The sequence below is a fragment of the Actinomadura macrotermitis genome (assembly GCF_009604375.1).
GTDB lineage: Bacteria > Actinomycetota > Actinomycetes > Streptosporangiales > Streptosporangiaceae > Spirillospora > Spirillospora macrotermitis.
On record NZ_WEGH01000002.1, the window covers coordinates 327,007 to 341,845 of the forward strand.

A 14,839-nucleotide genomic window follows, 5' to 3' on the forward strand; every position below is an offset into this window, starting at 1 on the left:
AGTGTAGGCGGTAGACGTTATCCCGCCTACACGGGAACACAAGATCAGATCATCGCTTTGAGGCTGCTCGCCTGTTTGGGCGCTGGAACGGCACCTCCTCCGCTCGGACGGGTCGCAACGGTCAGTCCATGAGGTCCTCGGCCGCCTGCCGCAGCAGCCGGACGGAATCCTCCGGCGACAGGCTCTCCTCTTGCAGGCTCTCGAAGGCGTCGCGGTATTCGGTCACCCGGATGTCGTCGCCGGTGATCAGCACGCTGGCCGACTTGCCGCCCTCCAGATAGAGCGCGTCGTCCAGGCCGCCCTCGAACTCCAGCAGGGAGAAGCCGCCCCACAGCCCCACGTGGGCCCCGGCGCTGAAGGGGATGATGCGCACGGTCAGCAGGTCGTTCCGCTCCGCGGAATCGGCGATGAACCGCAACTGGTTCGACATGATGGCCGGGTCGGTCCTGACGCCGATGTGCCGGCGGATGGCGGCCTCGTCGATGAGGTAGTACTGGCGCGGCGGGTTCTCCCGCTCGGCGAGCCTGCGCTGGCGTTCCAGCCGCAGCTTCACCACCGGGCCGACCTTGACGGGGCCGACCGAGCCGGAGGTGAGCACCTCGGCGTACTCGGCGGTCTGCAGCAGGCCCGGGACGACGGTGTTGTGGAAGTGCCGGATGGACGCCGCACCGGCCTCGTAGCCGACGAAATTGAGGTAGGTCTCCTCGATGTCGCCCCGGTAGGCGGTCCACCATGCCGGTTCCCGGGCCCCCCGCGCCAGCGTCTGCAGCTTCTCCTGGCGACTCTCGGTGGTCACTCCGTACGCGTGCAGCAATGCCTGCAGGTCGGTTTTGGAGATGGCGTTCTTGCCGCCCTCGATGCGGATCAGTTTGGAGGGGCTCCACTCCAAAGAGCGCGCGACCTGCTCCTGCGTCAGTTCCTTCTCTTTGCGGAGCCGCACCAGCTCCGTCCGCAACAGTGCGCTCTGGACGACGGGACCCTGATCAACGGCCATCTCAATCGCTCACTTTGAGTAGTTTGCCACCAGCTCGCATGCCATGTAGCACCAAGGCAGCTGACAGAACACATGACGGCAGGCCGTCAGGTGCGGTCACCTCCCGCAGCCCAAGCTTAACCGGATCAGTGCGCATGACGTGCCCGAAAGAGGGAATCGCTTCGTGGCGAGGTGCTGCATGCCATGGGTTCACGTTGTAGTCTGCTAGGTAGCAGATTAACAGTAGACCAAGTGACGCCGAGCATGATGCCATGGTACTGTAAGGATTGTGGTAACACTGGGTGAAGAATCCGGGTCACCCGCCGTCCGGCGCCCGTCCCCCGGTTCGGGCGAACCCCCGAGGCGCCCGGGCCGCCGGGGACGCGAGCAGCCAAGAAGGAGGTCGGCACGATGGATGTCATTCCCGGCCTTGGGCACAAATAAATAAGAGCCGCCCTCGCTCCTTCCTCACGATCACCGGTTAGCGGCCAGGCGGATCGTAGGAAGCGGAGGGCGACCCCTTTCGGGCCCGCGAGGTGTTCGGACGGCCCGGAAAGCACCGGCACCATTTCGGTCCTATGCTTTCTGACCAGGCGAAACATGTCGCGCGGACTCACCCAGTCTAACCGCCGCCAGGCGGTCGGGCCATAGGTGATGCGACTTGCGATGGATGCACCGGTCCAATCCGTTATGGCGGATCCGCCGGCCGGGGCGCCCCATCGGAAGGAGCGCTTCAAGAGCGGGGTACTTCACCATGTCAGCCAATACTGGTCACTACTCGACCATTCACCCCCCTGTATCGGGCCGCCCCTCCGGCCCGGCGGCCCCTCCCACCACCGACTCCCTCCCCGGCACCGCTTTCCGTCTCCTGAGCGCCCCCGTCCCGCGCCGCACCGGCGCGGCCCGGGGAAAGGAGGCGCGGTGACCTCCGAACGCCGCGGCGACCCCGACCTGCTCGTCCCGGCGGGCGAGCACTGCGCGGTCGCCGACCACCGGCCGCCGGCCGCCCACCACCTCCCGGCCTGCCACCACGCCCCGCCCCAGCTCCCGTCCGGCCACCACGCGCCGCCCGCGCGGCATGCGGCGCCGGGCGTCCTGGCCGGGCGGCCGGACGGCGGCCCGCAGCTGCCGCCCCCCGGACCCCCGCCGCAGCAGCCCACCATGCCGCCGCACGGGCCGCCGCCGTCCCTGTCGGCCCAGCAGCCGGCCGTCACGCCGCGGCCGGCCGAGCGCGGCCCCTCGCAGCCGTTCTGGGCCTCGCTCACCGACGTCGAGCGCGAGGAGTTCGCCGGCGCCGCCGAGCGGTACTCGGCGCACGCCGGGCAGCTGCTGTGGCGCGAGCGCGACACCGCCGACCACGTGCTGGTCATCCGCTCGGGCTGGGTCAAGGTGTGCGTGACGCGCGACGGCCGCGAGCGGATCATCGCGGTGCGCGGCGCCGGCCATCTGATCGGGGAACGCGCCACGCTGCTGCTGCGCGAGCGGTCCGCCGACGTGGTCGCGCTCGGCGAGGTCGAGTTCCTGCGGATGCCCGCCGGGACGTTCCTGGCGTTCCTGTCCGCCTACCCGCGCATCCTGGCCGTCCTGGAGCGGCAGATGTACGACCGCCTCACCGAGGACCCCTCCGCCGAACCCTTCGTGCCCGCGCAGCGGGCACCGGCGTGGCACAGCCGGACGGGCGGGCACGCGCGGCCCGACGTGCGCTACCTGCCCGGCACCTTCCAGCCGCACGCGGCCCAGTCCCGCACCCCCCACCGGTCCCCGGCCCGGCCGCACGCCTCCCGGCCGCGCGCGCTGGAACGGGCGGCCGTGCCCGTGCGGCTCCCGGGATGGAGCGGGCAGATGTGCACGATCCTGTACACCGACATCGTCGGTTTCAGCGGCGCGCACCGCAACGACGACGACCGGCTGGAGATCCGGCGGGTCATGTACGACCTGCTCCAGGACGCGCTGGAGGCGTCCGGCGTGCCCTGGGGCGCCTGCCACAGCGAGGACCGGGGCGACGGCGCCCTGGTCGTCGTGCCGCCCGAGATGCCGACCCGCTCGGTCATCGACCCGATGCTGGCGCGATTGTCGGCCGGGCTGCGCCGCCACAACCGCGGCGCCCGCGCGGGAGTGCGCATCCAGCTGCGCGCCGCGGTGGACGTCGGCCCGGTAATGCCCGACGCGCAGGGCGTCTCGGGCTGGGTGATCATCCGGACGGCGCGGCTGCTGGACGCGGCGCCGTTCAAGCGGGAGATGGCCCGCACCGGCGCCGACCTGGGGTTCATCACCTCCGAGTTCGTGCACGAGGCCGTCATCGCGCACGCGCCGGGGTTCGTCAGTCCGGCGCTGTACCGGCAGGTGCGGGCCAAGGTCAAGGAGTCCGAGGTCAGGGGGTGGATGTACCTGTCGCCGCGGAACCGCTGAGCGTGCAGCGGACTGGCCTCCCCGCGCGTCCCTGGGGGTAGGAGGTGCACCGTGCCGCATCCCGAGCTCGGGGCGTTCGAGGAGTTCGTCCAGCACCGCCTGCCCGCGCTGTTCCGCTACGCGTGCGTGCTGACCGGCGACCGCCACGACGCCGAGGACGTGGTGCAGGAGGCCCTCGCCCGGACCGGCGCGGCCTGGTGGCGGGTGCGGCGCAAGGACGACCCGGAGGGCTACGTCCGCACCGCGATGGCGCGGATCGCGGCCGACCGGCGGCGCCGCGCCGCGCGGGAGCGGCTCACCGCCGACCCGCCCGACCGGGCCGTGGAGGACGGCGCGCTCGGCCGGATCACCGGCGACGCCGGGCTGACCGCGGCGCTGGCCGGGCTGCCGCCGCGGATGCGGGCGGTGCTGGCGCTGCGCTACGTCGACCAGCTGACCGACGCCGAGATCGCCGTGGTGCTCGGCTGCGCGGCCGGGACGGTGCGCAGCCAGGCGGCGCGGGCGCTGGCCAAGCTGCGGCGGGCGGCCGCCGAGGAGGACACCCATGGATGAACTGGAGCACGCGATCGCGGAGCGGCTGCTGGCGGCGGCCGCCGAACCGCCGCCCGGCCTCGGCGGGCGGGTGCTCGCCGAGGCCCGGTCGCGGCGTCGCTGGCGGCGGGCCGTGCTCGCGGCAGCCGCCCTCGGCACGGCCGGGGTCATGGCGGGCGCACTGGTCGTGGCGTCCGGCGCCGCGTCGCCGGACGCCGTCGCCCCGCCGCCTGGCCCGGGCGAGCGGCTCATCTCACGGGTGCTGCCGGACGGCGCGCGGCTGCGCGCGCTGGCGCTCGGGCCGGACGGCTCCGTCCTCGGCATGGCGGTGACGCGGGCGGGCGAGCCGCGGCCGGGCGTGTGGCTGGCCGGGCCCGCCGCCCGCACGCCCCGGCGCGTCGGCGACGTGCCCGCGGGCGCGCTGCCGTACCTGTGGACGATGGCCGAGGGCTCCGGTGGCCACTTGTGGCCGGAGCGGCAGACGATCAGGTGCCTGCCGGCGGCCGGCGGGCCGGCCACCGCGCTCGGGCGCGGCTGGAGCGGCCGGGAGCGCTTCCACGCGGACGGCGGCGTGATCGTCTGGGACGCCGGGGACACGCTGGCGGTGGCGGCGGGCTGCGCCGGGCCGGTCCGCGACATCCCGGCGAAAGGGACGCTGGAGGCGTTCTCCTACCCCTACGCGTTCGTGCGCGCCGGCGCCGTGATGCGCAAGATCGACGTCGCGACGGGACGCGCCGAGGAGCTCCGGCTGCCCTCGGGCGAGCAGCCGTCCGGGGGCTTCGCGGCCGGGCCCGGCATCCTGGCCTGGGCCGACGGCGACACCCTGACCGTCTGGGCCGGGACGCGGCGGCGGGTGCTGCACCGGCTCCCGCGGGCCGCGGGCCACGACGTCCGCCTCACCGCGGGCCGCGGCCGCGTCGTCTGCTCGGCGACCGCGCAGGACGGCGACACCGGGCAGGCGCTCGTCTACGACGTGGCGACGGGGCGGCGCACCGACCTGCCCGGCGAGGCGCTCGCCGCCGGCGACCGGCTGCTGTACCGCGACGGCGACCTCTACCGGCTGTCGTGACCGGCGCGCGGCAGCCGCAGCACGAAGCGGGCGCCGCGCGGGCTGTCCTCGATCGTCAGCGTGCCGCTGTGGTTGCGCGCGATCTGCCGCGCGATCGGCAGGCCGAGCCCGGTGCCGTTCGGGTCGCGGTCGCGGGACGCGCGCAGCCGCGCGAACCGCTGGAACACCACCTCGCGCTCGGCGGGCTCGATGCCGTCGCCGTCGTCCTGGATCTCCAGGACCGCGGTGCCGCCCTCCGCCCGCACCGACACCTCGATCCGCTCCACCGCGTGCCGCTCGGCGTTGTCCAGCAGGTTCGTCAGCAGCCGGGCGAGGCGCAGCCGGTCGCCGAACACCGACACGCCCACCTCCAGCGACGGCACGATCAGCTTGGCGCGCTCGGCGCGGGCCAGCTCGATCGACACCAGCGCGGCCAGGTCGACGAGCTCGTTGCCCGAGCGGTCGCGCACGTCCAGCCGGGCCAGCTCCAGCAGGTCGGTGACGATCGCCTGCAGCCGCTCCAGGGACGCCAGCACGGCGCGGCCGACCCGCGGCCAGTCGGCCTGGTCGGGGTAGAGCAGCGCCTCCTCGATCTGCGCGCGGGCGGCGGCGATCGGGCTGCGCAGGTCGTGCGAGGCGTCGGAGGTGAAGCGGCGCTGCTGCTCCAGCGCCTCGTCCAGCCGGTCCAGGGTCGCGTTGGCGGTCTCGGCCAGCAGCCGGATCTCGTCGTGGTAGTCGGGCAGCGGGACGCGGCGGCCCGACGACGTCGCCGAGATCTCCGCCAGCTCGGCGCGGATGGCGTCCACCGGCGCCAGCGTGCGGGTCACCGTCCGCCACGTCACCAGCGCCGACACCGCCACGAGCACCAGCCCGCCGCCGGTCAGGACCAGCACCAGGGTGGAGCTGACGTACCAGGGCACGACGCGGTCGGCGGTGTAGACCGTCCAGTCGCCGTCGGGCTGGTAGACGCGGAACGCCACCACGTTCATGCACCCGCGCAGCCCGGCCGGCGGGCACAGCGTGCGATCGTCGTAGACGTCGGCCGGCGGCGGCTTGAACGCGGCGATCGGCTCGCCACGCAACCCGCGGGTCGCGGCGACGACCCGGTCCTGGGCGTTCAGCACCTGCACCACCGGGGTGCCGGGCACCGACGGCTCGGCGGGCAGCCCGCCGCGCCGCACCAGGTACACCAGGCGCAGCGCGGCGGCGGTCGTCTGCTCGCGCTCGTAGTCCTGCGCCCGGCCCCGCAGCGCGACGGTGACCAGCGCCGACACCATGAAGCAGATCAGGGCCGCCACGAGCGCGGCCGCCACGGTCATCCGCACCCGGATCGACCATTCCCGCCGACTGATCACCTCACCCCCCGTTGGTGAGGTAACCACCCGGCGGCCGGGACGTCGGTACGCAACGGGGCGCACACCCTGCAAGAGGCGGCAAAGAATGGATGGTCAGGCCGGTTCGGCGTCCGGTTCGGGGCGGAACTCGGCGGGCTCGGGCGGCGCGGCGGCGTCGCGGCGGCGCCGCACCCGCGGCAGCCGGAGCCGGCGCGCGGCCTCGCCGCCGCTGTCGGGCGGCCGCGGCGCGGCCAGCCGGGTCTGCCCGCTGCGGCCGCGCAGCGTCACCGACTTGCCGAGATCCCACTCGGCGGCCTCGGCCAGATGCGCCGCCTCCAGCAGGTGCCCGGCGGCCAGCACCCGGCCGTCGGCCTGCTTGGCCAGGTCGCTGAGCCGCGCCCCCTGGTTCACCGGGTCGCCGATCACGGTGTACTCGAAGCGCTGCTCGGCGCCGATGTACCCGGCGACGACCTGCCCGGCCGAGACGCCGACGCCGAAGTCCAGCTGCGGGACCCGCGCGCGCAGCCGCAGCGCCAGCTCGCGGGCGGCGCCGAGCGCGGCGCCGCAGGCGTCCTCCAGCGCGGCCGGGGCGCCGAAGATGGCGAGCGCGGCGTCGCCCTCGAACTTGTTGATCCAGCCGCCGTGCCGGCCGACGACGGTGACCACCACGCCGAAGAAGGCGTTCAGCAGCGCCACGACCTCGTCCGGCGAGCGCGTCTCGGCGAGCCGGGTCGAGCCGGCCAGGTCGACGAACAGCACCGCCACCTCGCGGGTCTCGCCGCCGAGCTCGATGTCGCCGCGCTCCAGCGCCAGGCCCGCGACCTCCTCGCCGACGTGCCGGCCGAACAGGTCGCGCAGCCGCTCGTTCTCGCGCAGCCCGGTGACCATGTGGTTGAAGCCGGCCTGCAGCTGGCCGACCTCGCTGGCGTCGTACACCGGCACCTCGGTGTCCAGGTCGCCGCGCGCCACCCGCGCCATGCCCGCCCGCACCGACCGGATCGGGTCGGCGATCGCCCGGATCGCCATGTAGGACACCTGCGCGCCCGCCACGATCGCGGCGGCGCCGATGCCGATGTTGGTGACGGCGAGCGCGCCGGCGCTGATCCCGGGCGTGGCCAGCGCGGCGATCCCGACGCAGATCAGGCCGAGCACCGGGATCGCGGTGCCGAGCGCCCAGGCGAGCATCACCCGGGTGGTGACGCCGGGCAGCCGGACCCGGCGCGGCTGCTCGACCGCCAGCACCAGCGCCGCGGCCGGCCGCAGCAGCCGCTCCGACAGCAGATAGGTGACCGTGCAGGTGGTCATCGCGCCGAGCAGGCAGGTCAGGCCGGTCTTGACGGCGAGGCGCGGGGTGAACATCCACACGTCCAGCACCGCCCAGCCGAACGCGCCGATCCCCCACAGCGCGCCGACCAGCAGCGTCAGCCGGAGCGGGCCGAGCAGCACCGCGCGGCGCTCGGCGGCGTCCGGGACGCCGCCGCCCCGGCGCACCAGCCGGACGACGGGCCGCCACAGGTGCAGCCCGATCCCCAGCGCGCACGGCCCGGCCAGCGCCGGGTAGCCGAAGAACGCGATCGCGTTGACCAGGCGGGCGTAGTCGCGGTCGGGCAGCGGCGGATCGGGGACGACGAAGGTCGCGAACGCCAGCACCACCAGCGAGCCGACGAAGTTGGCGACGCACACCACCACGAGCAGCACCCAGCGCACCCGCAGCTCGAGCATCGTGCGCGGCACACCGGGCAGTTCCTCCCAGCGGGCACTGAGACTGCGCGCCACCGTCCTGCCGGACACGGGGCCTCCTCGGTCGCGGACCGTCCGCCCGGCTTCACCTTAGATCGGCCGCCCCCGCGCCGCCGGAACACCGCCTATGACGGCCGTCACAACCCGCCGGGAGGCGGCCGGCGCCCCGCGCCGCCCCTCCGGGACCTGCCCCGGAGGGGCGTCCGCAAAAGCCCCCGAAGCCCCCACCCCGACCTCGCCGTTTATCGAGTTGGCGCTCACCTCGGGCATCCCGTATGCTCTTCAACGTCGCCACGGACGAGCCCCGAAAAAGGGACCGGCCGAGGGACTCCTCCGAACCGGATAGACTCGGAGGGCAGCAAGGTCCTGTGGAGCAGTTAGGAGTGCTCGCCACCCTGTCAAGGTGGAGGCCGCGGGTTCAAATCCCGTCAGGACCGCCAGACGCGCCGATCGCGTGCGTCATGGGCAGGTAGCTCAGTCGGTACGAGCGTCCGCCTGAAAAGCGGAAGGTCGGCGGTTCGACCCCGCCCCTGCCCACCTTCCTAAGCAGCAAAAAAGCCCCGGACGATTAATCGTCCGGGGCTTTTTTGACGGCAACGACCTAGCCGAGCTTGTCCCCGACTTTCGCGGCACCGCCCGCTTTATCGTCGGCGCCGCGTGTACGTAAATCGGCATTGTGGCACTGTGCTCGACGATCTTACGGAACGCATTCGGTGGTCCGCTGAGTGCGGGCAGCAGCGAAACGCACGTGTGCCGCATGTTCATGGAAGCGCATCGTCCCCGGGTCGGCTGGCTCCCGGATGCATCCCCAACTCCGCCGCAGGTCGTCCGGCTCCATCGGCGCACCAAGTCGGGAGGGGAAGACAGGCCCGTGATCCTCCCATGCCTCCCAGTTCTCCGAACGCTCGCCCTCTTGGCGAAGCTTCTGGACTGACACCCCGAGACCAGTGAGCCCACCGAGGCGGAAGAGAATTTCTCTACGTCTTAAGGGCGCCGCTACGCGTCGCCGGCGGCCGCCCGCCCGGTGCGCCGGGTGGGCAGCCTGTCCCGTCCGATCCCGCCGCGCTGCGTCGCCCGACCGTGGTTGAGCGAGCCTGAACCAGGGGCTTTGCAGCCCCTCTCGACTCCCGCGAACCGAGGCACTCATTTGCGTGATCGGCTCTGTCACGACTGCGCGTCGTTCGCGCAAATGAGCACCCCGGGTCGGCCGTTATCGCCGCGTGGTGTGGTCAGTTGCTGGGACGAGTAGCGCGGCCGGTTTCGGACGGCGAGGAACGTTTGCGGCCAGGTCTCGAGACGCTGCGTCTAAGTTGCGTTGTGACCGTGGGTGGTTTGCCCGGTACGGCGTGATCGTTTAGGCGGGGGTGGGGCGGATGTCCGCAGACGTAGTGCAGTTGGCCTCTGAGGTGACGCCGTATGTGACAGCGGCGGCGAGTGCGTACGGGGGCGCGGTACTGGCGCGCGTGCAGGACCAAGTGACCGAGGGCACCGCCGATGCCGCGGTCGGGTTCGGGCGGCGCCTGGCACAGCGAATCTTTGGTACCCACGCCGAGGACGACGAGGCCAGGGACGGCCAGGTCGTAGAGGCCGAGGTGGTGCCAGAGGTGCTGGCTGATGTCATCGACGACCCTGACGACCAGGACAATCAGGCTGCGTTGCGTAAAGCGATCCGCAAGGCATTGGCCGCCGATGCGGGCCTGGCGGCGGAGGTGGCGGAACTGTTGGCGCAGGCGCAGGGGGCTGGCGTTCAGGTAATGACGTTCGGTGATCGGTCACCGGCAGTGGGCACCAATCACGGCATCATCGCCACTGGCGACGACAACACCTTCACCCGGTGACCAGGTGATGTCAGGCCCGTCCGGCTCCGAGGAGAAGCGCGTCAGCTCATCTCCAGCCGCTCACGTACAGACTCATGGTGACCGGTCACCTGCCATCGACGCCAACTACGGCCCGGTCGTAACCGGTGATAACGCAAACCTCACCCTGAATCAGGCGGTGCCGTTCCCCGATCCTGCGGCGGTGCGGCCGGCGGCGCGGGTGGTGGGGCTACCAAGACCGGCGACACCGGTGTTCGTCGGTCGCGACACCGCCTTGGAGCAGGTCAAGCAGGCGTTGTCAGCCGCCGATGAGGTCGTGGTGTCCCAGGCGGTCATCGGGATGGGCGGGGTGGGCAAATCCGAGCTGGCATTGCAGTACGCCGAGCACGCCCGCAACCGCTACGACCTGGTGTGGTGGATCACCGCCGAGGCACCCGAGCAGATCGACGCGGGACTTGCAGAGCTGGCGCGCACCCTCGTCCCGGACGCGGCACGGACGGCCAGGGCCGAGGACGCCGCCGCATGGGTGTGCGGATGGCTGCGGGCACACCCCGGCTGGCTACTGGTGCTGGACAACGTCACCGAGCCCGAACACACCGCCGGATTGCTGGGGCGGCTGGAAGGCGGGCATGTCCTGATCACCAGCCGCCGGAACGTGCGCTGGCCCGGCCACACCACCACCGTGCGCCTGGACCTGTTGGCCCCGGACGCGTCCGCCGAACTGATCACCACCATCACCGGCCGCACCGCCCCGGCAGACCGCACGGCGGCGCTGGCCATCGCCGAGGAACTGGGATACCTGCCGCTTGCACTGGACCAGGCCGCCGCCTACATCCGCCAGACCGGCATCACCCCGGCCGTCTACCTGGAACGGCTGCGACGCCGCCCGGCCCGCTACTACGCCAAGGCCGCAGACGGAGACAAAGCCCAAGCGACCATCGCCCGCCTGTGGGACATCACCCTGGAAACCCTCACCCAGGACGCCCCCCACGCAGTAGAACTCGCTGCGATCATGGCCCACTACGCCCCGGACGATATCCCCCGCAGCATGCTGGGCGGCGGCGATGACGAGACCGCCGAGGAGGCCGACGAAGCACTGGGAGTGCTGGCCTCACACAGCATGGTCGATCAGAGCGACCAAACGGTCACGATGCACCGGCTCACCCAAGCCGCCGTCCTCTCCCAACTACACCAAGCCGACGACCACACCGACGACCCAGCTTGTCGGACCGCGCTCGCCTGGCTCCACTACGCCATGCCCTACGGCGACCCCGCTACCGATGTGGATGATTGGCCCCTCTTGCGTTCCTTGGCCCCACACGCCGAAGCAATCACCCGCCACTACCCCAAAAGCCAACAGCCCGAGCAACTTGGCCGCGTCCTCAACCAAACCGCCGTCTTCCTACGCTTGCAGGGCGAATATCGGCGCGCCCACACCATGTTCACCACCGCAGCCACCATCGCCGAGGCAGCGTTGGGCCCCGACCACCCTGACGTCGCCATTCAGCTGGGCAACCTGGCCGCCACCCACCGCGATCTGGGGCGGGCTGGCGAGGCGCTACCGCTGGAGAAGCGGGCGTTGGCCATCACCGAGACAGCGTTGGGCCCCGACCACCCTGGCGTCGCCATCCGGCTGGGCAACCTGGCCGCCACCTACAGCGATCTGGGACGGGCTAGCGCGGCGCTACCACTGTTCGAACGGGCGTTGGCCATCACCGAGACAACGTTGGGCCCCGACCACCCTGGCGTCGCCATTCAGCTGGGCAACCTGGCCGCCACCTACAGCGATCTGGGACGGGCTAGCGAGGCGCTGGCATTGGAGAAACGGGCGTTGGCCATCACCGAGACGGCCTTGGGCCCCGACCACCCTGACGTCGCCACCCGGCTGAGCAACCTGGCCGCCACCTACAGCGATCTGAGACGGGCTAGCGCGGCGCTACCACTGTTCGAACGGGCGTTGGCCATCACCGAGACAGCGTTGGGCCCCGACCACCGCACCGTCGCCATTCAGCTGGGCAACCTGGCCGCCACCTACAGCGATCTGGGGCGGGCTAGCGAGGCGCTGGCATTGGAGAAACGGGCGTTGGCCATCACCGAGACGGCCTTGGGCCCCGACCACCCTGGCGTCGCCATCCGGCTGGGCAACCTGGCCGGCACCTACCGCGATCTGGGGCGGGCTAGCGAGGCGTTGGCATTGGAGAAGCGGGCGTTGGCCATCACCGAGGCAGCGTTGGGCCCCGACCACCCTGACGTCGCCATCCGGCTGAGCAACCTGGCCGGCACCCACCGCGATCTGGGGCGGACTGGCGAGGCGCTACCACTGTTCGAACGGGCGTTGGCCATCACCGAAACGGCCTTGGGCCCCGACCACCCTGACGTCGCCACCCGGCTGAGCAACCTGGCCGCCACCTACAGCGATCTGAGACGGGCTAGCGCGGCGCTACCACTGTTCGAACGGGCGTTGGCCATCACCGAAACGGCCTTGGGCCCCGACCACCCTGACGTCGCCACCCGGCTGGGCAACCTGGCTGTCACCTACCACGCTTTGGGGCGGGCGGCTGACGCGCTTGAAGCGGTCACGAGAGCTGAACAATGCGCATTGGCTGCACTCGGGACGGAGCACCCCACCACGTGCTTACTTCACCAGTACGCCGACCACTTGAAGGATTGGTTCGGACTCCCTGACTGAAGGGAGCTGTACAACAGCGAAGTACCGCAACAGAGGCTCGCGGCCACGCACACAGGCACACGTCGGCGCACGGTGTGGCTGGGGTGGGCAGTGGCGAGCGCGGGCGGCTGCCAGTGGTTCGCATCTAGGTGTTCACGACGCGACAAGCAGTTATCGTCGGAGCATGGACGAGGCCGAAGCGTGCAAGCTTGTCTGGCAGGAACAGATGCGCCGGCGAGACACTGCCGAGCAGGATCGAGACACCTTGGCTTGTCTCATCAAGGACGATGCCAACTTGTTCGAGGTCGAGTTGTACGAACTGGCAGCCGTCCTGCGGACGCTACTCATCATCGCGCCAGCGGCGGCGCCTTGGGCAGCACGAGCGGCACGTCCGGCGGTTGAAAGCGTGAGGTCGAAGGGCCAACCGGTGACGGCAACGTTGACGGCAACGACGGCCACCAGCAGGCACCATGGGCGCACGCCAGGCACCGTCTGACTTCGGTGGACAAAGTGGCTGCAGGGTGGTTGCTACTTCTGAAAAGCGGAAGGTCGGCGGTTCGACCCCGCCCCTGCCCACCTTCCTAAGCAACCGAGAATGGCCCTCGACCGGTTTTCATGCGGTCGGGGGCCATTCTTGTATGACCGGCTGTGTCCGACCAGGGGTCGTCTGTTCAATGTGGCGGCTATGCTCCGGGCATGTCGCTGGGACTTGGGTTTTCCATGTCGTGCCAGGGCGCGGTCTCCTGGGCGCCGGAGGGGCTCGCCGTGATCGGGGCCGAACGGCTGGGGCTCTCATGAGGGTGCTCGACCCGCACGACCGGATCGCGCTCGCCGACCTCGTCGCCAGGTACGCGCTCTACTCCGACCACGTCAGGTACACCGGCCTTGTGGGGCTGTTCACCGATGACGCGGTGCTGGTCCTGCCGGACCCTCCGGAGCAGCTCGAGCCCGTCCGTTCCTTCGCGGGGCGAGACGAGATCGCCAAGGCGCTCCGATCCCTGGAGAGGTACTCGCGCACGTCGCACGAGATCGTGGGCCAGGTGTTCGATCCGGGACGCCAGAACGCGACGGCGACCGGGCACATCGCCTGCGTCGCGCACCATCTCGACGAAGACGAGGCGGGGAAGCCCGCCGACTTCGTCTGGCATGTCCGCTGCAGCGACGCCTACCGGCGCGAGGGCGGCGTCTGGCGGATCGAGCGCCGGACCGTGCAGATCGACTTCATCGAGAAGAGGCCGGTCTGGCGCTGGAGCGATTGAGCGCCGGGGAGGCGGCACAGCGCTCACGGTCCTGCGTCCTCCGGCCGGCTCAGGCCGGCCATGAGCGGTCGACGCGGCGGCCGGTCCTCTCCAGTCCGGTCGCAGGATCATCACGTCACGGGTGTCGCCCGGACTTCCGGTAAAGGGCCTGCCAGAGATAGCTCCATGGAAGGGCGCGCCCGTCGGCGACGCAGTCCCAGCCGTCGCCTGGCCGGTACCCGTCGATGAAGCCGGGCACCGCCGCCTGCACCGCCTCGCTGTCGTGGATGTCCAGCAGCTGCCGGAGTGGCCCGTTCTCCAGCGCCATCCGGACGGCGTCTTCGCCCGCCGCATGGCCGTCCATGGACTTGTCGATGTACTTGCCCACCGGATTCTTCACATAGAACGCCGAGCACGTCTCGTCGATCAGCGCGAGGTAGGCGCGCACGGTCTGCGGGCGCATCTCGGTCATCGAGTGGATGTTGAGGCACAGGTCGAAGTGCTCGGGCTCCCGGGCGCCGTCGAGCTCCTCGACCTGGACGAACTCGATCCTCTCGAACCGTTCGTCGTCCAGGACCTTGCGCAGGTAGGCCCGGCTCAGCAGGAGCGTGTTCCGCAGATCGACCACCCGGTACACCGCGACGTCGTGGTTGGACATGATCATGTGGCAGGTGCGCCCGTAGCCCGCGCCGATCTCCATGATCCGAGCGCCGCTCAGGTCGATCTCCCGCTCGATGAAGCCGACCTCGAACGTCGCCTGCAGGTAGTCCATGCACAGCGGCTCGCCCTCGCACCGGACCGTGGTCGGGTCGCCGAGCTCCCGGTTGGGCGTGCGTCTGATCCGCGCCCAGTCCTGCGGGGTCAACCCCATGCCCACCTGGTAGATCAGGGCCTTCAGGTAGCGCACGCCGTTCGTCGCCGGATCCCAGAGGGACAGCTTGTAGTTCCTCTGGTCGGCCCTGAAATTCGTCAGGTCGACGGCCACGTCCTCGGTGAACCAATGGTCTTGAATCCGTTCCCATTGCCGGCTGGCCTGGAATTTGTGGTCCATCTCGCTCCGCCCTGGTGTGACTGCCCCACA

Annotated in this window: 11 protein-coding genes and 2 tRNA genes; 9 read left to right on the plus strand and 4 right to left on the minus strand. The window is 71.2% G+C overall.

The window, feature by feature from the left end:
- Positions 1-121: 121 nt before the first annotated feature.
- A complete protein-coding gene (locus ACRB68_RS13305; RefSeq protein ID WP_153532817.1) occupies positions 122-994 on the minus strand; it encodes a helix-turn-helix domain-containing protein in 873 nt (290 codons plus the stop codon).
- Between the two features lie 900 nt (positions 995-1,894).
- On the opposite strand from ACRB68_RS13305, the gene ACRB68_RS13310 reads away from it, so the two are divergent.
- From ACRB68_RS13310 to ACRB68_RS13320, 3 genes are read left to right on the plus strand one after another with little or no spacing between them, the layout of a single operon-like run.
- The gene (locus tag ACRB68_RS13310; protein ID WP_194293302.1) at positions 1,895-3,382 is read left to right on the plus strand and encodes a cyclic nucleotide-binding domain-containing protein; all 1,488 of its coding nucleotides are present in this window, start codon (positions 1,895-1,897) and stop codon (positions 3,380-3,382) included.
- A 51-nt stretch (positions 3,383-3,433) separates the two neighbouring features.
- The gene (locus ACRB68_RS13315) at positions 3,434-3,934 is read left to right on the plus strand and encodes a SigE family RNA polymerase sigma factor (protein ID WP_328594147.1); all 501 of its coding nucleotides are present in this window, start codon (positions 3,434-3,436) and stop codon (positions 3,932-3,934) included.
- A complete protein-coding gene (locus ACRB68_RS13320) occupies positions 3,927-4,982 on the plus strand; it encodes a hypothetical protein (protein WP_153532820.1) in 1,056 nt (351 codons plus the stop codon). The genes ACRB68_RS13315 and ACRB68_RS13320 overlap by 8 nt, the downstream gene beginning before the upstream one ends.
- On the opposite strand, the gene ACRB68_RS13325 is transcribed toward ACRB68_RS13320, so the two are convergent.
- Both ACRB68_RS13325 and ACRB68_RS13330 read right to left on the minus strand, forming a co-directional pair.
- Positions 4,967-6,316 carry a sensor histidine kinase gene (locus ACRB68_RS13325; RefSeq protein ID WP_328594148.1) on the minus strand — a complete coding sequence of 450 codons (1,350 nt, stop codon included), beginning with the start codon at positions 6,314-6,316 and terminating at the stop codon, positions 4,967-4,969. The two genes, ACRB68_RS13320 and ACRB68_RS13325, sit on opposite strands and share 16 nt — an antisense overlap.
- 93 nt (positions 6,317-6,409) lie before the next feature.
- Positions 6,410-8,086 (minus strand): adenylate/guanylate cyclase domain-containing protein, encoded by a 1,677-nt coding sequence (locus tag ACRB68_RS13330; RefSeq protein ID WP_328594149.1) that lies wholly within the window; start codon positions 8,084-8,086, stop codon positions 6,410-6,412.
- A 311-nt stretch (positions 8,087-8,397) separates the two neighbouring features.
- On the opposite strand from ACRB68_RS13330, the gene ACRB68_RS13335 reads away from it, so the two are divergent.
- The 6 genes from ACRB68_RS13335 to ACRB68_RS40155 all read left to right on the plus strand — a co-directional run bounded on the left by ACRB68_RS13335 (position 8,398) and on the right by ACRB68_RS40155 (position 13,779).
- Positions 8,398-8,475, plus strand: a tRNA-Asp gene (locus ACRB68_RS13335).
- A 23-nt stretch (positions 8,476-8,498) separates the two neighbouring features.
- Positions 8,499-8,572 (plus strand) — tRNA-Phe (locus tag ACRB68_RS13340).
- Between the two features lie 836 nt (positions 8,573-9,408).
- A complete protein-coding gene (locus tag ACRB68_RS13345) occupies positions 9,409-9,873 on the plus strand; it encodes a hypothetical protein (protein ID WP_153532821.1) in 465 nt (154 codons plus the stop codon).
- 7 nt (positions 9,874-9,880) lie between these two features.
- Entirely contained in the window at positions 9,881-12,541 is a 2,661-nt protein-coding gene (locus ACRB68_RS13350) for a tetratricopeptide repeat protein (RefSeq protein ID WP_153532822.1), read from the plus strand.
- 163 nt (positions 12,542-12,704) lie between these two features.
- Positions 12,705-13,016: a hypothetical protein gene (locus ACRB68_RS13355; RefSeq protein ID WP_235959373.1), complete on the plus strand. Its 312-nt coding sequence runs from the start codon at positions 12,705-12,707 to the stop codon at positions 13,014-13,016.
- 298 nt (positions 13,017-13,314) lie between these two features.
- Complete coding sequence (locus tag ACRB68_RS40155) at positions 13,315-13,779, plus strand: nuclear transport factor 2 family protein (RefSeq protein WP_194293303.1); 465 nt, start codon at positions 13,315-13,317, stop codon at positions 13,777-13,779.
- Between the two features lie 115 nt (positions 13,780-13,894).
- On the opposite strand, the gene ACRB68_RS13365 is transcribed toward ACRB68_RS40155, so the two are convergent.
- Positions 13,895-14,809 (minus strand): putative sugar O-methyltransferase, encoded by a 915-nt coding sequence (locus ACRB68_RS13365; RefSeq protein ID WP_153532824.1) that lies wholly within the window; start codon positions 14,807-14,809, stop codon positions 13,895-13,897.
- Positions 14,810-14,839: the final 30 nt, after the last annotated feature.

Coding starts and splice junctions, on each gene's coding strand:
- ACRB68_RS13305 (WP_153532817.1), bottom strand. CDS start 994: ATGGCCGTTGATCAGGGTCCCGTCGTCCAGAGCGCACTGTTGCGGACG.
- ACRB68_RS13320 (WP_153532820.1), top strand. CDS start 3,927: ATGGATGAACTGGAGCACGCGATCGCGGAGCGGCTGCTGGCGGCGGCC.
- ACRB68_RS13345 (WP_153532821.1), top strand. CDS start 9,409: ATGTCCGCAGACGTAGTGCAGTTGGCCTCTGAGGTGACGCCGTATGTG.
- ACRB68_RS13350 (WP_153532822.1), top strand. CDS start 9,881: ATGTCAGGCCCGTCCGGCTCCGAGGAGAAGCGCGTCAGCTCATCTCCA.
- ACRB68_RS13355 (WP_235959373.1), top strand. CDS start 12,705: ATGGACGAGGCCGAAGCGTGCAAGCTTGTCTGGCAGGAACAGATGCGC.
- ACRB68_RS40155 (WP_194293303.1), top strand. CDS start 13,315: ATGAGGGTGCTCGACCCGCACGACCGGATCGCGCTCGCCGACCTCGTC.
- ACRB68_RS13365 (WP_153532824.1), bottom strand. CDS start 14,809: ATGGACCACAAATTCCAGGCCAGCCGGCAATGGGAACGGATTCAAGAC.